Source organism: Candidatus Pelagibacter sp. PS_37, assembly GCF_059417825.1.
On sequence record NZ_CM182067.1, the window covers coordinates 1,165,081 to 1,188,439 of the forward strand.

General features: G+C 32.1%; 20 protein-coding genes. All 20 read right to left on the reverse strand.

From position 1 onward, the window contains the following. Window positions 1-15: 15 nt before the first annotated feature. The 20 genes from lpdA to rplS are packed head-to-tail and all read right to left on the reverse strand — an operon-like array spanning window position 16 to window position 23,346. Window positions 16-1,416 (reverse strand): dihydrolipoyl dehydrogenase, encoded by a 1,401-nt coding sequence (gene lpdA, locus AC5SL9_RS06155; protein ID WP_020168883.1) that lies wholly within the window; start codon window positions 1,414-1,416, stop codon window positions 16-18. Beyond that, complete coding sequence (odhB, locus tag AC5SL9_RS06160) at window positions 1,417-2,694, reverse strand: 2-oxoglutarate dehydrogenase complex dihydrolipoyllysine-residue succinyltransferase (protein WP_011281559.1); 1,278 nt, start codon at window positions 2,692-2,694, stop codon at window positions 1,417-1,419. 2 nt (window positions 2,695-2,696) lie between these two features. After that, entirely contained in the window at window positions 2,697-5,600 is a 2,904-nt protein-coding gene (locus tag AC5SL9_RS06165; protein WP_494573978.1) for a 2-oxoglutarate dehydrogenase E1 component, read from the reverse strand. A 34-nt stretch (window positions 5,601-5,634) separates the two neighbouring features. Continuing rightward, entirely contained in the window at window positions 5,635-6,510 is an 876-nt protein-coding gene (sucD, locus tag AC5SL9_RS06170) for a succinate--CoA ligase subunit alpha (protein WP_006997672.1), read from the reverse strand. A 1-nt stretch (window position 6,511) separates the two neighbouring features. After that, complete coding sequence (sucC, locus tag AC5SL9_RS06175; RefSeq protein ID WP_494573979.1) at window positions 6,512-7,672, reverse strand: ADP-forming succinate--CoA ligase subunit beta; 1,161 nt, start codon at window positions 7,670-7,672, stop codon at window positions 6,512-6,514. After that, the gene (gene mdh / locus AC5SL9_RS06180) at window positions 7,672-8,634 is read right to left on the reverse strand and encodes a malate dehydrogenase (protein ID WP_011281563.1); all 963 of its coding nucleotides are present in this window, start codon (window positions 8,632-8,634) and stop codon (window positions 7,672-7,674) included. Before mdh ends, sucC begins: the two co-directional genes overlap by 1 nt. Before the next feature lie 8 nt (window positions 8,635-8,642). After that, complete coding sequence (locus tag AC5SL9_RS06185) at window positions 8,643-10,136, reverse strand: CoA-acylating methylmalonate-semialdehyde dehydrogenase (RefSeq protein ID WP_494573980.1); 1,494 nt, start codon at window positions 10,134-10,136, stop codon at window positions 8,643-8,645. Window positions 10,137-10,160: 24 nt separating this feature from the next. Further along, entirely contained in the window at window positions 10,161-10,934 is a 774-nt protein-coding gene (locus AC5SL9_RS06190) for a succinate dehydrogenase iron-sulfur subunit (protein ID WP_011281565.1), read from the reverse strand. Then, on the reverse strand, window positions 10,934-12,706 hold the full coding sequence (sdhA, locus tag AC5SL9_RS06195; protein WP_494573981.1) for a succinate dehydrogenase flavoprotein subunit: 1,773 nt from the start codon (window positions 12,704-12,706) through the stop codon (window positions 10,934-10,936). The genes AC5SL9_RS06190 and sdhA overlap by 1 nt, the downstream gene beginning before the upstream one ends. Next, complete coding sequence (gene sdhD, locus AC5SL9_RS06200) at window positions 12,706-13,032, reverse strand: succinate dehydrogenase, hydrophobic membrane anchor protein (protein WP_494573982.1); 327 nt, start codon at window positions 13,030-13,032, stop codon at window positions 12,706-12,708. The genes sdhA and sdhD overlap by 1 nt, the downstream gene beginning before the upstream one ends. A 1-nt stretch (window position 13,033) precedes the next feature. Next, window positions 13,034-13,417 (reverse strand): succinate dehydrogenase, cytochrome b556 subunit, encoded by a 384-nt coding sequence (gene sdhC, locus AC5SL9_RS06205; RefSeq protein ID WP_006997665.1) that lies wholly within the window; start codon window positions 13,415-13,417, stop codon window positions 13,034-13,036. Further along, on the reverse strand, window positions 13,410-14,411 hold the full coding sequence (locus tag AC5SL9_RS06210) for an aspartate-semialdehyde dehydrogenase (RefSeq protein ID WP_494573983.1): 1,002 nt from the start codon (window positions 14,409-14,411) through the stop codon (window positions 13,410-13,412). The genes sdhC and AC5SL9_RS06210 overlap by 8 nt, the downstream gene beginning before the upstream one ends. Before the next feature lie 20 nt (window positions 14,412-14,431). Beyond that, a complete protein-coding gene (locus tag AC5SL9_RS06215; protein WP_494573984.1) occupies window positions 14,432-15,541 on the reverse strand; it encodes a dimethylsulfoniopropionate demethylase in 1,110 nt (369 codons plus the stop codon). Further along, on the reverse strand, window positions 15,538-16,314 hold the full coding sequence (locus tag AC5SL9_RS06220) for an alpha/beta fold hydrolase (RefSeq protein ID WP_494573985.1): 777 nt from the start codon (window positions 16,312-16,314) through the stop codon (window positions 15,538-15,540). Before AC5SL9_RS06220 ends, AC5SL9_RS06215 begins: the two co-directional genes overlap by 4 nt. Next, window positions 16,311-17,939: an acyl-CoA synthetase gene (locus AC5SL9_RS06225; protein ID WP_494573986.1), complete on the reverse strand. Its 1,629-nt coding sequence runs from the start codon at window positions 17,937-17,939 to the stop codon at window positions 16,311-16,313. The genes AC5SL9_RS06220 and AC5SL9_RS06225 overlap by 4 nt, the downstream gene beginning before the upstream one ends. A 1-nt stretch (window position 17,940) precedes the next feature. Continuing rightward, window positions 17,941-19,704: an acyl-CoA dehydrogenase C-terminal domain-containing protein gene (locus AC5SL9_RS06230; protein WP_018413623.1), complete on the reverse strand. Its 1,764-nt coding sequence runs from the start codon at window positions 19,702-19,704 to the stop codon at window positions 17,941-17,943. A 26-nt stretch (window positions 19,705-19,730) separates the two neighbouring features. Then, window positions 19,731-20,837: a 3-isopropylmalate dehydrogenase gene (leuB, locus tag AC5SL9_RS06235; protein WP_494573987.1), complete on the reverse strand. Its 1,107-nt coding sequence runs from the start codon at window positions 20,835-20,837 to the stop codon at window positions 19,731-19,733. Further along, the gene (gene leuD, locus AC5SL9_RS06240) at window positions 20,824-21,435 is read right to left on the reverse strand and encodes a 3-isopropylmalate dehydratase small subunit (protein ID WP_494573988.1); all 612 of its coding nucleotides are present in this window, start codon (window positions 21,433-21,435) and stop codon (window positions 20,824-20,826) included. The genes leuB and leuD overlap by 14 nt, the downstream gene beginning before the upstream one ends. A 1-nt stretch (window position 21,436) precedes the next feature. Next, on the reverse strand, window positions 21,437-22,840 hold the full coding sequence (leuC, locus tag AC5SL9_RS06245) for a 3-isopropylmalate dehydratase large subunit (protein WP_006997657.1): 1,404 nt from the start codon (window positions 22,838-22,840) through the stop codon (window positions 21,437-21,439). A gap of 11 nt (window positions 22,841-22,851) precedes the next feature. Then, window positions 22,852-23,346, reverse strand: a complete 495-nt coding sequence (gene rplS / locus AC5SL9_RS06250) for a 50S ribosomal protein L19 (protein ID WP_494573989.1) — start codon at window positions 23,344-23,346, stop codon at window positions 22,852-22,854. Window positions 23,347-23,359: the final 13 nt, after the last annotated feature.

The following is a 23,359-nucleotide window of genomic DNA, read 5'->3' on the forward strand; positions in this document are numbered from 1 at the left end:
TAATATGAAAATACTTTAAGAGTGTATTGCTCTTTTATCTACTGATAAAGCTGCTTCTTTTACAGCTTCTGAGAATGTTGGATGCGCATGACACGTTCTTGCAATATCCTCAGCGCTAGCACCAAACTCCATTGCTACTCCAATTTCTCCAATTAATTCACCTGCATGAGGTCCAATAATATGTGCTCCTAAAACTCTATCTGTTTTTTCATCAGCTAAGATTTTCACAAAACCTTCTGCTTCATCAATTGCTTTAGCTCTTGAATTTGCCATAAATGAAAATTTACCAATTTTATATTTAGTATTTGCTTCTTTTAATTGTTCTTCTGTTTTCCCAATTGAAGCAACCTCTGGTGTTGTATAAACAACTCCAGGAATAATATCATAATTAACATGTCCTGATTGTCCTGCAATATTTTCTGCAACTGCAATACCTTCGTCCTCAGCTTTGTGAGCAAGCATCGGTCCATCAATTACATCTCCAATAGCATATACATTCTCAACATTTGTTTGAAATGTTTTGTCAGTTTTAATTCTTTTCTTTTCATCTAATTCAACACCAATTGCTTCTAAATTTAAGTTAGTTGTATTAGGTTTTCTACCAACAGATATAAGAACTACATCACAATCAAAATCTGCTTTTTTTCCATCTTTATCTGATGTTGAAACTATAGCACCATTAGCATTTTTTTTAATTCCTTCTACTTTTGTCTGCATATGAAAATTAATTCCTTGTTTCTTTAATATTTTCATAAACTCTGTAGATATTTCTCTATCCATACCAGGAGTAATATGCTCTAAAAATTCAACCACATGAACCTCAGCACCTAATCTAGACCAAACAGATCCCATCTCCAACCCTATATAACCACCACCAACTACAACCATTTTTTTTGGCACAGTTTCTAAAGTTAATGCTCCTGTTGAAGATACAATTATTTTTTCATCAAATTCAATACCTGGTAATGCAACTGGAACTGACCCGGTGCTAATAACTGTTTTATCTGTTTCAATTATAGTTTCTTTTTTTTGATCATCTAATATTGAAATTTTATTTGCAGATTTAAAGCTTCCTGTACCCTTAAAGTAAGTGACTTTATTTTTCTTAAATAAAAATTCTACACCTTTAGTCAAAATTGTTACTGCTTTATCCTTATTTTGCATCATTTTTTGAAGATTAAGTTTTACCTCACCCACTTCTATGCCAAGTTTAGAAAAATTTTGTGCCTTATGATAATTTTCAGAAATATTTAATAAATTTTTAGAAGGTATGCACCCTACATTTAAACAGGTTCCACCTAATGAACCTCTTGATTCTATACATGCAGTTTTAAGTCCTAATTGTGCTAATCTTATCGCACACACATAGCCTCCTGGACCACCACCTATTACTACTGCTTGAAATTTATCTGACATTTAAATATTTAAAAATAACCTTCTTGGATCCTCTAAATTTTCTTTAACCATTTTTAAGAATGATACTGACTCTTTTCCATCTATAATTCTGTGATCATAAGATAAGGCAAGATACATAATAGGTCTAATTTTAATCTCACCATCAACTACCATTGGTCTTTCGACTATATTATGCATACCTAATACACCAGATTGAGGTAAGTTTAATATTGGAGTAGATAACATTGAACCATACACTCCACCATTACTAATTGTAAAAGTTCCACCCTGAAGGTCTTCTATGGTTATTTTTCCATCTCTCGCTTTTTCAGAAATAGTTTTAATATTTTTTTCAATATCAGCAAATGACAATTGATCTGCATCCCTTAATACTGGTACTACTAATCCTTTTTCAGTTCCTACTGCAAAACTCATATTATAATAATTTTTATAAATAATTTCATCTCCATCAATTTCAGCATTAACTGATGGATACATTTTTAGTGCAGCAACACATGCTTTTACAAAAAATGACATGAACCCTAATTTAATTCCGTACCTGCTTTGGAAGTCTTCCTGGTTCTCTTTTCTCATTTCCATTATGCCAGTCATATCAACTTCATTGAAAGTTGTTAATAATGCTGCATTTTCTTGTGCTTGTTTTAATCTTTTTGCAATTGTTTGTCTAAGCCTAGACATTTTAATTCTCTCTTCTTGACCATATTTAATTTTTCTTTCTGATGGTTGAGGGTTCTCTCCCATCATACTAATTAGGTCACCTTTAAGAACTCTACCCTCTTTACCAGAGCCACTAACTTTTTTTAAATCAATTTTATTTTCAACTACAATTTTTCTTACTGCTGGTGAAAGTATTTCATTATTATTATTTGAAGAATTAGTTTTCTCCTCTTTAACCTCATTGGTTAATACCAATGGCTCTTCCTCTTCAGGTTCTTTAAGAACTTTAGGAGCTTCTTTTTTAATTTCTAAATTAACTACATTATTTTCTGTTTTCTTAGGTTCAATTTTTGTAATTATTTTTTTTTCAGATGGTTGAGCTCCATTTTGACTTATCATACCAAGAAGAGCACCTACTTCGACTGTTTCTCCATCTTTAGAATTTATTTCAGACAAAACCCCATCAATTGGAGATGGTACTTCTAAATTAACTTTATCTGTCTCTAATTCTACAATTGCCTCATCAGCTACCACTGTATCGCCTTCTTTCTTAAGCCACTTAGCAACTGTCGCTTCAGTAATGCTTTCTCCAAGAACTGGTACTAAAATTTTTTCACTCATTTTTATTCAAAAACCTTGTTAATAATTTCTTGCTGTTGTGAAATATGTCTTTTTGCAAACCCTGTAGCTGGAGACGCGTCTGGACTTCTTCCTATATAAGAAATTTCCTTATTATTAGCGTTAATAGTTTCTAATGTCCATTGTATATAATCTCTTACAGAAAACCATGCTCCCATATTTTTTGGTTCTTCCTGGCACCAATAAAATTTAGCATTTTTTGCATACTTTTTGATTTCTCTAACTAAACTTTTAACTGGAAAAGGATAAAGTTGTTCAACTCTGTACAACACTACATCGTCTTTTTTAAGTTTTTCTCTCGCTTCTAGTAGATCAAAATAAACTTTTCCTGAACATAAAATTACTTTTTTTATTTTTGAGCTTTCTTTTAATTTTATAAATCCATTTTCTTCATCTAGTGCGTGATCCCATAAGATTCTGTGAAAAAAAGTATCTTTATTAAAGTCTTCTATATTGGAAACACAATATTTATTTCTTAACAAAGATTTTGGTGTCATAATTATTAGAGGTTTTCTAAACTCTCTATGCATTTGACGTCTCAAAGCATGGTAATAATTTGCAGGTGTTGTGCAATTCAATACTTGTAAGTTATCATTTGCGCATAGTTGTAAAAATCTTTCTAGTCTTGCTGAAGAGTGTTCTGGTCCTTGGCCTTCATATCCATGAGGTAAAAGCATTACTAGCCCAGATGCTCTAGTCCATTTTCTTTCTCCTGATGCAATAAACTGATCAATAACTACTTGTGCTCCATTTGCAAAATCTCCAAATTGTGCTTCCCAAATAGTTAAAGTATTAGGTTCAACTAAACTATATCCATACTCAAAACCTAAAACTGCTAATTCTGATAAAAAACTATCAACTATTTCGTATCTCATTTGATTTTTTGAAATATTATTTAAAGGTATATATCTAGAGTTGTCTTCTTGATTCCTCAAAACTGAATGTCTTTGACTAAATGTTCCTCTACCAGAATCTTGTCCAACTAATCTTACTGGATAACCTTCTTCTAACAATGATCCAAATGCTAGTGCTTCAGCGGTTGACCAGTCAATACCTTTTCCATTAGATACCGATGCTTTCCTAGCGTCTAAAATTTTAACAATAGTTTTATGTAATTTTAATTTTTCTGGAGTTGCATTAATTTTTTCAGAAATTTCTAAAAGTTTTTGTTGATCATAGCCACTTACACCTCTTTTATCTTTTCCTTTTTCTGGTTTATATCTTGACCATGTTCCCTCATACCATTCTATTTTTGGTTTATAGTCTTTTGCATTTTTATATTGATCATCAAGCAAATTTTTAAAATCTGTTTTAAATTTACTTAACTCACTTTCTGAAAGTGTATTTTCATTTACTAATTTTTTCCCATACAGCTCAACTGGTGTGGGGTGAGACCTAATCTTTTTATACATCAATGGCTGTGTAAAAGAAGGTTCGTCTCCTTCATTATGTCCGAATCTTCTATAACAGATTAAATCAACCACTACGTCTCTATTAAATTTTAATCTAAATTCTGTTGCAATCCTTGTTGCATAAACAACTGCTTCTGGATCATCTCCATTCACATGAAGTATTGGAGCGTCTACCATTTTTGCAACATCAGATGGATATGGTGATGACCTTGCAAATCTTGGGCTTGTAGTAAAGCCTATTTGATTATTAACAATAATATGAATTGTTCCACCTGTGTTATGGCCTGGTAAACCAGACATGGCAAAACATTCAGCCACCACTCCTTGTCCAGCAAAGGCTGCATCTCCATGTATCAGAATTGGTATAACTTTATTTCTTTCTTTATCTTTGTGAAAAAATTGTTTTGCTCGAGTTTGTCCAAGTACCACAGGATTGACTGCCTCTAAATGTGAAGGGTTATCTGTAAGACTAACATGCACAGAATTGCCATCAAACTCTCTATTTGATGATGCTCCTAGATGGTATTTTACATCTCCTGCACCTTCTTCCCCTGATGTTTGAACATCTCCTGCAAATTCATTAAATATTCTTTTGTAAGATTTTTGTAATACATTTGCTAATACATTGAGTCTTCCTCGATGAGACATACCAATTTTGACTTCTTTAACTTCAGCTTGCCCACCAATTTTAATTATTTGTTCTAGCGCAGGTATTAAACCTTCTCCCCCATCTAAACCAAATCTTTTTGTTCCCACATATTTTTTATGTAAAAATTTTTCAAAACCTTCTGCTTGAATTAGTTTCATTAAAATAGCTTCTTTACCATTTTTTGTAAATTGAAGAGAGTTCTCATCTTGCTCAATTCTATCTCTAAGCCATTTTCTTTCTGTTGGGTTTGATATATGCATATATTCATAACCAATTGGACCACAGTAAGTTTTATTTAGGAAATTTAATATTTCTTTTATAGTAGAGTGTTCTTTATTAATTACACCATCTAAGTAAATTTTCTCATCATAATTTTCTTTTTTAAATCCATAATGCTCAGGATGAAGTTCATCTAGATATTCTGTTTCCATCATTCCTAGAGGATCAAGCTTAGCTAGTAAATGTCCTCTTTGTCTATATGCTCTAATTAATGCAACAGCTCTAATTGAGTTAATATTGCTTTTGACTAAATCTTTTGAATTAACTTTTGGAATGTTGCCTTCATTAGAAAGTTTTTTTTCGCCTTCTTCAGTCCTTTTTTCAACTTCATCAATATCAATTTTTTTTTTTATACTCCATGATGGACCATTAATTTCTTTGGCAATCATACTTAAATCTTCACTCATACCCTCAAAATAATTTTGCCAACTTTCAGGAAGATCTTTGTCTTTATTTATAAACTTTAAATACATTTGCTCTATAAATGCACTGTTAGACTTACTAAGAAATGAAGTTTTTTCGAATTCGAGATTTTTTGATGATGACATCTATTCTATTGATATAATATCAGATAAATAATTTTCAATTAGATAATTTATTAAATAATGTTTTGCCAAGTTCTGATGGTGATTTTGCAATTGTAATTCCACATTCTTCCATCTTTTTTATCTTATCCTCTGCTCCGCCCTTACCACCTGAAATAATAGCTCCTGCATGACCCATTGTTCTTCCTGGAGGTGCTGTTATTCCAGCAACAAATCCAACCATAGGTTTTTTTATTTTATGGTTTTTAACAAATTCAGCTGCTTCTTCTTCAGCAGAACCGCCAATTTCACCAATCATAAGAATAGATTCTGTCTCAGCATCATTTAAAAATAAATCTAAACAATCAATAAAGTTTGTTCCATTTATCGGATCTCCACCAATTCCTATACAAGTAGATTGTCCTAATCCATTTTCAGTTGTTTGTGCAACTGCCTCATAGGTTAAAGTTCCAGATCTTGAAACAATTCCAACAGAACCTTTCTTGTGAATATTTCCAGGCATAATCCCAATCTTACATTCATCAGGAGTAATTATTCCTGGACAATTAGGTCCTATCAATCTGCTTTTTGAATTATTTAGCTTTTGTTTTACACGGAGCATATCTTGAATTGGTACACCTTCGGTAATACAAACTATAAGCTCAATTGATGCATCAATTGCTTCTATAATAGCTGCTGCTGCAAATTTTGCTGGCACATAAATCATAGTTGCATCAGCGCCAACTTCTTGTTTTGCTTCAGCTACAGTATTAAATACTGGACGGTCAAGATGTTTTTGTCCTCCCTTTTTTGGAGTAACTCCACCCACAAGATTAGTTCCATATTTTAATGCTTGTTCTGAATGAAAAGTTCCATGTGTACCTGTAAAACCTTGGCATATAACTTTTGTATTTTTATTAATCAAAACTGACATTCTATTTTATAGCCTTAACTATTTTTTTTGCAGCATCATCCAAATTTTCTGCTGAAATTAATTTTAATCCTGAATTATCTAAAATTTCTTTTCCTTCTTTAAAGTTTGTTCCTGCAAGTCTAACTACTAATGGAACACTTATATTTATTTCTTTGGCAGCATCAACAACGCCTTGAGCAAGTACATCACATCTCATAATTCCCCCAAAAATGTTTATTAGTATGCCTTTAACATTTTTGTCCGAAAGAATAATCTTAAGAGCAGCTGAAACTTTTTCTTTTGAAGCTCCTCCTCCAACATCTAAAAAGTTTGCTGGCTCTTCACCATATAATTTAATTATATCCATTGTTGCCATTGCAAGACCTGCTCCATTGACCATGCAGCCAATGCTTCCATCTAGCTTTATGTAAGCAAGATCGTGTTTACTCGCATCTATTTCTGCAGGATCTTCTTCATTTAAATCCCTAAGCTCGATTATTTCAGGATGTCTAAATAAAGCATTAGAGTCAAAATTAACTTTTGCATCTAAACAAATTATTTTTTTTTCTTTAGTTAATATTAGTGGGTTAACTTCAACCATGTTGGCGTCTGTGCCTAAAAACATTTTATATACTGATTTTATCAGCGCTATTGCTTGTTTTTTTGCATCATCTGCTAAAGCATAAATTGCAATTATTTTTTCACAGTCAGCATCAGAAATTTCATCAGTAATATCTATTTTAGTTGTTATAATTTTTTCTGGAGTTTTTTCTGCAACTTCTTCAATGTCCATTCCACCTTGATCGCTGGATATAAATACTATTTTTGAACTTGCTCTATCTACTAAACAAGATAAATAAAATTCTTTATCAATATTAGAGGACTCTTCTACATATAATCTTTTTACTTCTCTTCCTGCTGGGCCAGTTTGATGTGTTACGAGTGTTTTTCCAAGCAATTCTTTTGCAGCAACACTTAATTCATCAATTGTGTTTAAAATTTTTACACCTCCAGCTTTACCTCGTCCACCAGCATGAATTTGTGCTTTTAAAACAAATTTTTCTGTTTTTAATGATTTTGCTTTTTCAATCAACTCAACGACTGTAAAAGCAAAAACTCCTTCAGGAACTACCGCTCCATATTTTTTTAAAATTTGCTTGGCCTGGTGTTCGTGAATATTCATTATTTAGAAAGATCTGGATCTATTTTAGATGCAGCTTCCCATAATGCTTTCACAGCATCTATAGAGTGCATAAATTCTTTTTTTTCTTTTTCATCTAAATCTATTTGCTCTATTTTTTCAACACCATCTTTACCAATTATTACTGGTACACCAGCATAAACATTACTAACTCCATATTCACCATTTAAATGAACTGCACATGGAAGTAATTTTTTTTCATCTTTTAAATATGCTTCTGCCATTTGTACACCTGAAGCTGCTGGTGCATAAAATGCAGAACCTTTTTCTAGATATTTAACAATCTCAGCTCCTCCATCTCTAGTTCTTTGATTAATTTCTTCTAACCTTTCTGGAGATATTTTTCCTTCTTTAACTAAGTCTAATAATGGTTTACCTGAAACTTTTGTAAATCTTGGTAGGGGAACCATTGTGTCTCCATGACCTCCCATAACCATTGCTTCAATTTCTTTTACCGGAACATTAAGCTCTAGAGATAAAAATAATTTAAATCTTGAGCTGTCCAAAATTCCTGCCATTCCAACTACTTTATTTGCTGGTAAGCCTGAAAATTTTTGAAAGGCCATCACCATAACGTCTAGTGGATTTGTAATGCATATTACAAATGCATTGGGTGCATTTTTTTTAATACCCTCTGCTACTTGTTTAATAATTTTTAAATTAATACCTAATAAATCATCTCTGCTCATTCCTGGTTTTCTTGGAACTCCTGCAGTGATTATTATTACATCTGAATCTTTTATATCTTCATAATTGTCTGTACCTGAAAATTTTACATTAAAACCATCAACAGAGGAAGATTGAGCTATGTCTAGAGCTTTTCCTTTAGCTATACCACTTGCAACATCAAAAAGTACCACCTCATCAGCTACTTCTTTAGTTCCTATTAAGTGAGCAAGAGTGCCCCCAATTTGACCTGCTCCTATTAAAGATATTTTTTTCATTTCTCTCCTTATTTCATTGTTGGCATGACAAATTCTGCATTAGATCTTGTTCCAGAAGGCCATCTTGATGTTACTGTTTTAAGCTTTGTATAAAATTTAATTCCTTCAGCTCCGTGCATTGCACTATCTCCAAATAATGATCTTTTCCATCCACCAAAACTATGGAATGCCATTGGTACAGGTATTGGAACATTAATTCCAACCATACCAACTTGAATTTTACTAGCAAACGTTCTTCCAGCATCACCATCTCTTGTGTAAATGCTTACTCCATTACCATACTCATGGTCGTTAATTAACTTTGTTGCTTCTTCAAAAGTTTTAACTCTTATGACTGATAAAACAGGTCCAAATATTTCTTCTTTATAAATTCTCATATCCTTTTTAACGTGATCAAATAAACAACCTCCTATAAAAAAACCATTTTCATATCCTTGAAGTTTTATATTTCTTCCATCAACAACTAATTTAGCACCTTCTTCAACTCCAAGATCAACATAACTTTTTACTTTTTCTAAATGTTCTTTGGTGACTAGTGGACCCATCTCAGATGTTTTATCCATACCAGGTCCTACTTTTAATGCTTCAGCTTTTTTTGATAAACGAGCAACTAGCTCATCACCTATATCTCCTACAGCTACTGCTACTGATTGTGCCATACATCTCTCTCCTGCAGACCCATATGCAGCACCCATTAATCCATTTACCGCACCATCAAGGTCACAGTCAGGCATTACAACTAAATGATTTTTTGCACCACCTAAAGCTTGAACCCTTTTTTCATTTTTTGCAGAGTTTTCATAAATATATTTTGCAATTGGTGTTGAGCCTACAAAGCTTACAGCTTTGACATCTTTGTTTGTTAAAATCGCATCAACAGCTTCTTTATCTCCATTAACAACATTAAAAACACCATCTGGTAGTCCTGCTTCTGTTAGCAATTCTGCTAATCTTAGTGGGCAAGATGGATCTTTTTCTGACGGTTTTAAAATAAATGTATTTCCACATGCAATAGCAATAGGAAACATCCACATTGGCACCATTGCAGGAAAATTAAAAGGTGTAATTCCAGCAACAACTCCAAGTGGTTGTCGCATAGACCAACTATCTACATTTGTTCCTACATTTTCTGAAAATTCTCCTTTAAGTAGATGTGGAATCCCACACGCAAATTCAACAACTTCTAGTCCTCTTGTTAAAGAACCTTTGGCATCTTCATAAACTTTCCCATGCTCTGAGACTATTAACTTTGTAAGTTCATCGGCATTTTTTTCTATTAACTCTTTAAATTTAAACATTACCCTTGCTCTTTGAAGTGAAGGTTTTAAAGACCAAGTTTCAAAAGCTTTTTGGGCTACTTCTACAGCTTTATCTAGATCTGCTTTACTGGCTAATCTTATCTCAGACTCTTGTTCGCCAGTTGCTGGATTAAAAACTTTGCTTTTTCTGTCCGAAGAGCCTGAAATTAGCTTTCCGCCAACAAAATGTTCTAATAAATTCATGAATGGTGTTATTTAAAGGGGTAATTAGCTTGTTGCAAGCATTTTTTTCAATTCAGCTATAGCTTTTGCTGGATTTAATCCCTTTGGACAAGCATTAGTACAATTCATAATAGTATGACATCTATAAAGTTTAAGCTCATCAGCTACTTTTTTTAATCTCTCTTTTTTTTCATCATCTCTACTATCAACTATCCATCTATAAGCCTGAAGTAAAACTGCAGGACCTAAATATTTATCACCATTCCACCAATAACTTGGACAAGATGTTGAGCAGCATGCACACATGATACATTCATATGCACCGTCTAATTTTACTCTGTCTTCTTTAGTTTGTAATATCTCAGTGGTTTCAACTTTTGTATTTGTTTTTAGCCATGGCTCGATTGATTCATACTGTTTGTATAATCCGCTTAAATCACCAATTAAATCTTTTTTAACTTTTAAATGAGGTAATGGATAAATATTTATATCACCTTCAATTTCTGAATGAGGCTTTGTACATGCTAAACCATTTTTACCATCCATATTCATTGCACAAGATCCACAAACTCCATGTGCACACGATCTACGATAAGCTAATGATGGGTCAATTTCGTTTTTAATTTTATTTAAAATATCTAATACTTTTGAAGGACAATTATCCATATCCACTTCATAGGTATCTACTCTTGGGTTTTCTCCATTTGAGGGATCCCATCTGTAAACATTTACTTTTCTAATATTTTTTGACCCAGTCTTATCTTGGTAATAGTTACCTTTTTGAACTTCTGAATTTTTAGGTAAATTTATTTGAACCACTAGTAAACTCTTTCTTGAGGTGGAAAGTATTGAACTTCATTTGTTAAAGTTGTTTTAGTAACTGGTCTATATCCAATTTTTGAATCTTTTCCATTGCACCAAGCAATAGTGTGTTGCATAAATTTTTCATCATCTCTTTTTGGGAAATCTTCTCTTGCATGCGCACCTCTACTCTCTTGTCTATTATAAGCAGAATCCACTGTTGTAATTGCTTGTCTTATCAAATTATCAAATTCCAATGTTTCCACTAAATCAGTATTGAAAACAAGTGACTTATCTTTTACAGAAATTGATTCCATTCCATCATATGCTTTTCTAATATTATCAACACCTTCTTTAAGCGTTTTTTCTGTTCTAAAAACAGCACACTTTGATTGCATAGTTTTTTGCATTGAAAGTCTAAGTTCTGCAGTACTATTTTCACCATTAGAGTTTCTTAATTTATCAAATCTTTCTAAACATTTTTCTGTTTCAGTCTCTCCTATATCCTCGTGTGGAGTTCCTGGTTTTACAAGTTCTGCAGCTCTCTTGGCTGCAGCTCTTCCAAATACAACTAGGTCAATTAAAGAATTAGATCCCAATCTATTTGCTCCATGAACAGAAACACAAGCAGCCTCACCAATTGCCATTAATCCTGGAACTGTTTCAGAATCTTTTCCTGTTAATACTTCAGCTTTATAGTTTGTTGGGATACCTCCCATATTGTAATGAACAGTGGGCACTACTGGTATTGGCTCCTTAGTTACATCAACATTTGCAAATAATCTTGCTGCTTCCGTTATTCCTGGAAGTCTACTTTCAATAATATTTTTGTCTAAATGACTTAAGTGTAAATGAACATGATCCTGTTCTTTACCCACACCTCTTCCTTCGTTAATCTCAATTGACATTGATCTACTTACTACATCTCTAGATGCTAAGTCTTTAGCTTTTGGTGCGTAACGCTCCATAAATCTTTCACCTTTTGAATTAACTAAATATCCACCTTCACCTCTAACACCCTCAGAAATTAAAGTTCCGTGCCCATAAATTCCTGTTGGATGAAATTGTACAAATTCCATGTCTTGTAATGGTAAGCCTGCTCTTAAAACCATTGCATTTCCATCTCCAGTACAAGTGTGTGCTGAAGTAGCAGAATAATAAGCTTTTCCGTAACCCCCTGTTGCAATTATTGTGCTGTGCGCTCTAAATCTATGAATTGTTCCATCATTTAAATTCCAAGCAATAAGACCTTTGCATTCACCATCCTTCATTAATAAATCTAAAGCAAAATATTCAATAAAAAATTCAGTGTTATGTTTTAAAGCTTGTCCATAAAGAGTATGAAGTATTGCGTGTCCAGTTCTATCTGCAGCTGCACATGTTCTTTGAACAATTCCATTACCATAATTTTTTGTCATTCCACCAAAAGGTCTTTGGTAAATTTTGCCATCATCAGTTCTGCTAAATGGAACTCCATATTTTTCTAACTCTATAACAGCAGCTGGAGCTTCTTTACAAAGATACTCAATACTATCTTGGTCACCTAACCAGTCAGCACCTTTAACAGTATCATACATATGCCAACGCCAATCATCTTCACCCATATTCCCTAAAGATGCAGAAATTCCGCCTTGAGCAGCTGAGGTATGACTTCTTGTTGGAAATACTTTTGAAATGCAGGCTGTCTTTAAACCAGCTTCACTTAAACCAACAGCAGCTCTTAGGCCTGATCCTCCAGCACCAAGTACGATGACATCGTATTCATGGTCTATTATTTTATATGAGCTCATTAGTTTAAATTCAATATTACAGTTATTGTTATAATTGGCATTATTATAGCAAAAATATTAAGTACTTTGTTTGCGGCATTTTTGATTTTTTCATTCTGAATATAATCTTCAAATACCTCGCTAATACTTAGGGCAGAAAAAAAGTAAGCAAATACTAGTGTTAAAGAAACTAAAATTTTAGATGGTTGAGTGGTAAAGAAATTAACAACCTCAATATAATCTTTATCAAAAATTGAAGCTAAATTTAGAATAAACCAGATCATTAAAGGTACTAAAATTACTGAACTAATTTTCATGAACAGCCATTTTTTTGTTACAGAGTTCATTTTAAATAAAATTCCTTCCTAATAGATAAAATAGAATTGTAAAAAAAATAGATCCAAAAATTACCAATAAACCTGTAATCTTTGTGGTCTTTAGTTCAAAACCATAACCAAGATCCATTACTAAATGTCTTATTTCACTCAATACCTGAAAGCTAAAAGACCAAGTTAAACAAATAATAATAAATTTTCCAAAAATAGATTGCAAAAATAATTTTGTTAGATCGTAGCTAGATTCTCCTAACAACAAAGAAAATATCCACAAACAAATTACTGTTATTGCAAATATATTAACTATTCCTGTAATCCTATGAGAAATAGAAACCAAAGAAGATATGTGCCATCTATAAATTTGAATGTGTGGTGATAAAGGGTTGTTATTATCCATTATTCTTCCTAATTAAAAGCTCAGCTATTTCTACTGCATTCAGTGCAGCACCTCTTAATAAATTATCTGATACTATCCACATATTGAGTGTATTTTTTTTTGTTTTATCTTCTCTAATCCTAGAAATATAAGTTTCATTTTTACCTTCTGCCTCTAAAGGAGTAATGTAGCCTCCATCTTCTCTTTTATCATACACCTCACATCCCTCTGCACTATCTAATAAAGAGTGTATTGTTTGTAAGCTAAATGGTTTTTCAAATTCAATATTTACAGATTCAGCATGAGAAACTAGCACTGGAATTCTTACGCATGTTGCAGTTAGCTCAATTTTGTCATCTAAAATCTTTTTTGTTTCGTTAACCATCTTTAATTCTTCTTTTGTGTAACCATCATCTGCAAAAACATCTATGTGAGGAATTGCATTAAATGCAATTTGTTTAGTAAAATTTTTAGAATTTATTTTCTTTTTATCTAATGATAATTTAGTTTGTTCAATCAATTCATCCATTGATGCTTTACCACCACCAGATACGGATTGATAAGTTGATATAACTACTCTTTTTACATTAAATTCATCATGTAAGGGTTTTAGAGCTATTACTAATTGTGCTGTAGAACAGTTTGGATTAGCAATAATATTTTTTTTTAAAACATTAATTGCTTCTGGATTCACTTGTGGAACAATTAAAGGTACATCTTGATCCATTCTGAAAAAGCTAGAATTATCAATTACTGTAGTATGTTTTGCTGCTTTTTCTGCATATTTTTCTGATATTTTTCCACCAGCTGCAAAAAAGGTAATTTCAGCTTTTGAGAAATCATAAGTCTCTAAGTTAAAAATCTCATGCTCCTTACCATTAAAATTTACTTTTTGACCAGCACTCCTTGGAGAGGCAACTAAAAATAATTGGTCTATTGAAATTTTTTTCTGCTCTAATACTTCGAGCATTTTTCTTCCAACATTACCTGTGGCTCCTACAATTGCTATATTCATGATATTATTTTACTTTTATACTAGATGAAGGGTAAATCACAAACGTTTCCATTAATGGTATTATCGTTTATTTGAATTTTAAAGCCTTGAGATGCTTCCCAGTGGGATTTCTTTATCATTGCTATGCCTATAACCTTTTGAAAATGAGGTGAATAACAAGCCGATCTTAATTCACCAATTACATTATTATTTTCATCATATATGTTTTTTGATCCAGTAAGACTAATTTCTTTTATATCAATTTTAACTCCCCTTAATTTTTTTTGGGGTCCTTTTAATTTTATTTCTTTCAATTTTTCTTTTCCTAAAAAATTTATATCACTATCTAAGCTAACATATTGATCAAAACCACATTCAAATGGATTGTCGTTATTATCAAAGTCATTACCATAAGATAACAGTGCACTCTCAATTCTCTCTATTAAATTCGGACATCCTGGCCCTACATTAAATTCTTTTCCAACTTCAAAAAGATGGTCATACAATTTTTGTCCTGACTGTGTGTTTTCAACGTATACTTCATATCCTCCTTGTTTAGACCATCCTGACCTAGCTATAAGGTGCTTTGTGCCTTCAAAATCAAAATAATCAAACCCAAAGAATTTTAGCTCAGTAATTTTTTTTCCAAAAACTTTTTCCATTAACGCAAAGGATTTTGGACCTTGTATTGCCATAATATCAACTACTGGTTCTACAATTTTAACATCAAATTTGTGTCCTGATGCTAAGCCTTTGGCAAAAAAGATTACATCCGAATCTGCTATTGATATCCACCATTTATTTTCATCAAGTTTTAAAACAACTGGGTCATTAACTAAATTTCCATTTTCATCTATTATTGGACAATAATAACATCTGCCTATTTTAGATTTTGATAGATCCCGACATGTCATCAATTGTACTAACTCTGCCGAGTCTTTTCCTGATATTTCTACTTGTCTTTCTGCAGCGACATCCCATATCTGAACATGTTCTTTTAAATGTTTGTAGCTATTCTCTATTGATCCAAATGCAGCAGGTAACAACATATGATTATATATTGTGTATGCTGTAACTCCTTGCTTCTCTATTCTTGAGGTATAAGGAGTACTTCTTAATCTTCTTGATTTTGCTATTGAAAAATTTTTCATTTTTTTAAAAATTCAGAGATCTTTTCTCTCATTTCAAAAGTTTTTTCAAACATAATCATGTGTCCACAATCTTTTATTATATGAGTTTTTGAATTAAGAACGAGCTCTGCAAATTTCTTACCTTTTTCAATATTGACCATCTTATCTAGCTCACCAAAGATAAATAATGTGGGACACTTGATTGACTTCAAAGCCTCAGATCCATTTTTATAATTATTACAAGCTATAAGATCGATGGCTAAAACTTCTCTAATATTTCTTGGAGAATTAATAATTTTTTCTACAGGATTACCTCCAATGAATTTTTTATAATTCTCATAGCTCCATTTCATCATTAACTGAACTGCTTTATCATCTCCATTTTCAGCAAGATCAATTAAATCTTGATTAACAGGCATTCTGTAAGAACCACCTATAAATATTAAATTTTTAACTCTTTTAGAATACCTTAATGAATATTCCAATGCTTCCAAACACCCTTGGGAATGACCTATTATTGTTAATTCAGAAACATTAAGTTTTTTAAAAACTTTTTCTAACCAATCTGAAATTTCTTCTATTGATTTTAAACAATCACCTTCAGAATTTCCATGTCCAGGTAAATCTATTGCTAAAACATTATAATTTTGATTTGATAAATACTGTTCTGTTAAGGACCAAACAATGTGTGAGAGACCACTTCCATGCAGCAAAACTATTGTGGATTTTTTTTTATCAATACCTTGGCCTGAATCTGATGCAAAGACTTTTTTGTTGTCTACTTGAAAGATCAACTTAATTCCTTAACTTTCTTTCTAAGTTCAAATTTTTGAATTTTTCCTGTTGAAGTTTTTGGTAAATCACAAAAAATAACACTCTTAGGAAGTTTAAATCCTGCCAATGTTTCTCTACAAAAATCTATTATTTCTTTTTCTGTTGCTGGCTTATCTTTAATTAATTCAACAAAAGCACAAGGTGTTTCTCCCCATTTTTCATCTGGTTTAGCAACTACAGCTGCTAAAGAAACTGAAGGGTGTTTTGCAATTGCATTTTCAATTTCTATTGAAGAAATATTTTCTCCTCCAGAGATAATAATATCTTTAGATCTATCTTGAATTTTTATATATCCATCAGGATGGGTAACAGCTAAATCTCCTGAATGAAACCATCCACCTGCCATTGACTTATCTGTTGCTTCTTTATCCTTGTAATATCCCTTCATTACAATATTCCCTCTAATCATAATTTCACCCATAGTCTTTCCATCTTTAGGTACTGGCTTCATTGTTTCTGGATCCATTACAATAGCGCCCTCTGTGTTTGGGTAACGTACACCTTGCCTTGCTTTGATTTCATTCTTTTTATCTTTTTCTAAAGAATTCCAATCATCATTCCACGCACACTGCAACATATGACCATAAGTTTCTGTTAATCCATAAACATGCATAACCTCAAAGCCAAGATTTTCCATTTTTTCAAAAATAATACTTGGTGGAGGTGCACCTGCAGTTAAAACATTGACTTTTCTTTTTAAGGCTTTTTGATCTTCCTTAGGAGAATTAACAATCATATTTAAAACTATTGGAGCTCCACCAAAATGTGTTACTTCATATTTATCAATTAGTTCAAACATCTTTTTAACATCAATATGTCTTAAACAAATTACTCTTGCGTGCAGCATTGCTAATGTCCAAGGATAACACCAACCATTGCAATGAAACATTGGAACAACACATAAAAAATTTAATTTGTTAGGCATATTCCAAGCTGTAACACTACCTGTTGCCATCAAATATGAGCCTCTGTGATGATAAACTACTCCTTTTGGGTTTCCAGTAGTTCCTGAAGTGTACCCTAATGAAATCGCTTCCCATTCATCTTTTGGTTTTTTCCATTCATAATTTTCATTACCTGTGTTTAAGAAACTTTCATATTCAAGTTCACCTATTTTTTTAAAAGAACTTGTGTCTATGTCCTGGTCGTCAATATCAATAATTGTAATCTTATTTTTAACATTTTTTAAAGCCTTCTCAATTACATCATGAAATTGTCTATCTACAATTAAAACCTTTGCATCACTATGTTGTAAAATATAACTTATAGTATTGGGGTCTAGTCTTGTATTGATTGCATTAATTACTGCCCCCACCATAGGTATTGAATAATGTGCTTCAAAAATTTCTGGTGTATTGAAAGCCATTATAGAAACTGTATCTCCAGTTTTCACACCCAATTTATCTAATGCGCTAGCAAACTTAACACATCTTTTATAAACTTCTTCCCAAGTATACGACCTACTTTCATAAACTAAGGCTTCATAATTTGGATATATATCTTTAGTTCTTTCTAAGAATGTTAAAGGAGAAAGAGGAACATAATTAGCCTCATTTTTATCTAAATTTGTATCGTAATGACTCATATTAACTAAATTTAAAATTCATTATATAGTCACTTCCTGATGTGGCTGTTTTAAAATGACTTTCGGCTCTTGGTAAAACTCTTTTAAAATAAAAATTTGCAGTCTGTATTTTATCTTCATAAAAGTCTTTGTTTTGTTCATAATCTTTAAAACTTACCTCTAAAACTTTTATCCACGCATGTGCTATGGACACAAACCCCAAAGCTTTTAAATAGTCATTGCATGCTGCGCTTGCATCGTCTTTTGAGTTTTGCACTTTTTCTTTAATCCAATCAGTAAAAGTAGATAATACCTCTAGATGCGTTTTTAATTCTTTTATAAAAGGTTTTAATTTTTCATTTTCAGTACTGCAATCATTCTTGATCAGTTCCAAATATTTGTCGATTATATCACCATTTTTATTTACCAATTTTCTAAAAACTAAATCAGCTGCTTGGATAGAATTTGTTCCTTCATAAATTGGGGTGATTCTATTATCTCTATATAACTGTTCTATACCTTGATCTTTCGTATAGCCATAACCACCATGAACCTGCATAGCCTCACTGGTTATTTCCATTCCCATATCACTAAACATCGTTTTAACCACAGGTGTCATTAACGACACAAGATCTGAAGCTTCTTGTTTAATTTTTTCATCTGGGTGATAAAGGCTAACTTCTGTTTGTTGAGACAGCCAAAAACATAAAGCTCTTTCGCCCTCAATAATAGATTTCATATTAAGCAAAGATTTTCTAATATCTGCATGTTCAATTATAAAATCTGCTCCATTAGTTGATTTTGTATTATTTGTTTTTCCTTGTTTTCGTTCTTTTGCGTAACTCAAAGAGTTTTGATAGGCAATTTCAGAAATCCCCAAGCCTTGGATTCCTACAACAATTCTCTCTAAATTCATCATAGTAAACATTGCGTTTAAGCCTTTATTCTTCAATCCGATCATATAACCAGTTGCATCATCAAAATTTAATACACATGTAGCAGAACCTTTGATTCCCATTTTACTTTCTATAGACCCTGTAGAAACTCCATTTCTAGCTCCAATAGATCCATCTTCATTTACTAAAAATTTAGGTACTAAGAATAAACTTATTCCTTTTGTGCCTGCTGGTGAGTCAGCTGCTCTTGCAATAACTAAGTGGATAATATTTTCAGTTAAATCTTGATCACCTGATGTAATAAAAATTTTCTGTCCACTTAACTTAAAAGTTCCATCAGATTGTTCAATAGCTTTAGTTTTTAGAAGACCTAAATCAGTTCCACAAACTGGTTCAGTAAGGCACATCGTACCACTCCATTTTCCTTCAACCATTTTTGGAAGGTATTTTTCTTTTATTTCATCTGTAGCGTGATGAGAAATACAATTATATGCACCAATACTTAACTCACTATAAAGTTTAAATGATAAACTTGCAGATGATAACATTTCGTCAAAAAAAGCACTTACTGTTTTTGGCATTCCTTGTCCTCCATATTTTGGATCACAAGAAAGTGAAGTCCAACCATCTTCTATATATTTAGAATAAGCTTCTTTGTAGCCTGGCGGTGTTCTAACCACACCATTCTCTAGAACTGTTGGATTTTCATCACCTGATTTTGCTAATGGTAATATTAAGTTTTGATTAATCTTGGCTGCTTCTTCTAAAATATCTTTTACTAATTCTGAATTAACCTCTTTATACTTTTCCAGATCATTATAATTTTTATTATTTCTTAATTTATCAAAAAGAAACATCATGTCTTCGACTGGAGCAGTATAATTTGGCATTCCAGAACTCTAGAATAATTATTTAATTATTGCAATTTTGAAATGATTGCATCACCCATAGCTGATGTTGATACTTCTTTTTTTCCCTGAGAAAGAATATCTTTTGTTCTAAGACCATCATTTAAGACATCTTGCACAGCTTTTTCTAAAGCATCAGCTTCACTATCTAAATCTAAAGAGTATCTTAAAGCCATTGCAAAACTTAAAATTGAGGCTATTGGGTTTGCAATTTCTTTTCCAGCAATATCTGGTGCAGAACCATGAATAGGCTCATACATAGCTCTCATTTCTCCATCTTTATTTTTTGCACCTAAAGAAGCAGATGGTAATAAACCTAGAGATCCCGTTAACATTGAGGCTTGATCGGAAAGCATGTCTCCAAATAAATTGTCCGTAACAATTACATCAAACTGCTTTGGGTTTTTTAATAATTGCATTGCACAATTATCAGCAAGCATATGACTTAATTCTACATCTTTATATTCTTTGTCGTGTAGTTCTTGAACTTCTTCTTTCCAAAGTTGTCCTGCTTCCATTACATTTGACTTTTCACATGAAGTAACTCTATTTGATCTCTTTCTTGCTAAATCAAAAGCTACTTTTGCAACTCTAACTATTTCGCTAGTTGTGTAGGAATGGGTATTAATCCCTTTTCTTTCACCATTTTCTATCGGCTTAATTCCTCTTGGTTCACCAAAATAAATTCCACCTGTTAATTCTCTAACTATCATAATATCTAATCCAGACACGATTTCTGGTTTTAAGGTTGAGGCATCAACTAATTGTTCAAAACAAATTGCAGGTCTTAAATTTGCAAATAGTTTTAATTCTTTTCTTAATTTTAATAAGGCTCTTTCAGGCTTTTTTGAAAACTCTAAGTTATCCCATTTTGGTCCACCAACTGCACCTAACATAACAAATTCACTTTCTAGAGCTTTGTAAAAAACTTCATCCGTGATTGGTGTCCCATGCTTGTCATAAGAACAACCTCCAGCTAAATCTTCATCAATTTCAAAATCTAGAGATTTATTTGAATTCAACCATAAAATAACTTTTTTAACTTCTTGAATAACCTCGGGTCCAATACCATCGCCTGGTAAAAATAAAATTTTTCTTTTTTTAATTTTTATCATTAAATATCCATGGTTTATTATTCTTTAGATTTTCTTCAAAAGTTATAATTTTTTCTTTTTTGGCTAACGATAGTGCAATATCATCAAGTCCTTCTAACAAACATTTTTTCTTAAAAGGATCAATATCAAACTTGATTTCACTATTTCCAAAAATTATTTTTTCTTCATTTAAGTCTATTGAAATTTCTTCTTTTCTTTTTGAATACTCTGATAATTCTTTTATTTTTTCTTCTGGCAGAGTAATTGGTAAAATTCCATTTTTGAAACAGTTGCTGTAAAAAATATCGGCATAACTAGAGCTTATCACACATGTTATTCCAAAATCTAGCAGTGCCCAAGGTGCATGTTCTCTTGATGAGCCACAGCCAAAATTTTTTCCTGTGATTAATATTTTTGATTGATTGTGAGGTTTTTGATTTAGAATAAAATCTTTAATTTCATTTCCATTATCATCGTATCTCATTTCAAAAAATAAGTTTTTTCCTAACCCTGTTCTTTTAATCGTTTTAAGAAATTGTTTTGGAATAATCATATCTGTATCAATATTTACTATTGGTAAATATGCTGGGATACTAGTAAGTGAATTAAATTTTTGCATTTTAGTTTTGATACTTTCTAACATCATCTAAGTTTCCAGAAATTGCAGCTGCAGCTGCCATTCCAGGACTTACTAAATGTGTTCTTCCACCTCTACCTTGTCTTCCTTCAAAGTTTCTGTTTGAAGTTGAGGCGCATCTTTCTCCTGGTTTTAATTTATCAGCATTCATTGCAAGACACATTGAACAGCCAGGCTCTCTCCATTCAAAACCTGAAGCTATAAATATTTTATCTAAACCTTCCTGCTCTGCTTGTTCTTTAACCAAACCTGAGCCCGGAACAACCATTGCCTGAACATGGGACGCTTTCTTTTTATCTTTTAATATTTTGGCAGCTTCCCTTAAATCTTCAATTCTACCATTTGTACAACTTCCTATGAAAACCTTATCAATCTTAATATCTGTAGCTAGTGTATCAGCTTTTAAGCCCATATAATTTAATGATCTTTCTAAAGAGTTCTTTTTATCTTCATCCTGTTCATTTTTAGGATTTGGAACTTTGCCATCTATAGTGATTACATCTTGTGGAGAGGTTCCCCAAGTAATCATCGGTAAAATATCTTCTGCAACTAAGTTGATTTCTTTATCAAATTTAGCTCCATCATCAGTTTTTAAACTTTCCCAATATTTCATAGCCTTATCCCAATTTTCATTTTTTGGAGACATCGGTTTACCCTTTAAATATTCAAATATTTTTTCATCAGGAGCAATTAACCCTGCTCTTGCTCCTCCTTCAATAGTCATATTGCAAATAGTCATTCGTTGCTCTACGCTTAAAGATGAAATTAGACTGCCGGCATACTCAATAACTGATCCTGTTCCTCCCGCAGTTCCAATCTGTCCTATAATTTGTAAGATTACATCTTTAGAGGTAACTCCAATAGGAAGTTTTCCGTTAACATTGATTCTAAAATTTTTTGCTTTTTTTTGTACTAATGTTTGCGTTGCTAGAACATGTTCTACTTCTGAGGTCCCAATTCCAAATGCCAAAGCACCAAATGCACCATGTGTTGCTGTGTGGCTATCTCCACAAACAATTACTGTACCAGGTTGTGTAAAACCTTGTTCTGGACCAATTATGTGAACAATTCCTTGTCTCTTGTCATTCATTCCTAAATATTGAACTCCAAATTCCTTACAATTGCTTTCTAAGGTATCTACTTGAATTTTAGACTCTGCATCCGCTATTCCTTTAGATCTATCAGTAGTTGGAACATTATGGTCTGCAACTGCTAGCGTTAAGCCAGGTTGTCTAACTTTTCTATTAGAGTTTCTTAATCCTTCAAAAGCTTGTGGGCTTGTTACTTCATGTACTAAATGTCGATCAACAAATAATAGTGCTGTACCATCATCTTGTTGATCTACTAAATGATCATTCCAAATTTTATCGTAAAGAGTTAAAGGCATTGAAAAAAAAATTATTTTTTTTCTTCTGATTTTTCTATTTTTGGTTCTGCTTGAACTTCTGTTTTTTTTTCTGCTTCTGCAGCTACTGGTGCTAAAGTTTCTTCTGTTACCATTTCTGGTTTAACATCAACTTCTATACCAATTTTTTTTCTAATTTTTTCTGCAATTCTAGCTGATTTACCTGTTCTGTCTCTTAGGTAATATAATTTTGCTCTTCTAACTTTACCATGACGGATAACTGTAATTGTATCTATAACAGTACCATATAGTGGAAATGTTCTTTCAACACCTTCACCAAATGAAATTTTTCTAACTGTGAATGAAGAATTTATATCTCTATTTTTTCTAGCTATACACACACCTTCAAAATATTGAATTCTATCTTTTTTACCCTCTGTAATTCTAACACCAACTTTTATTACATCTCCTGGAAAAAAATCTGGGATTTTCTTCTCAGATAGTATTTTTTTAACGTTTAGTTGATTTATTTCTTCAATTGTTTTCATATTAGTATTTATC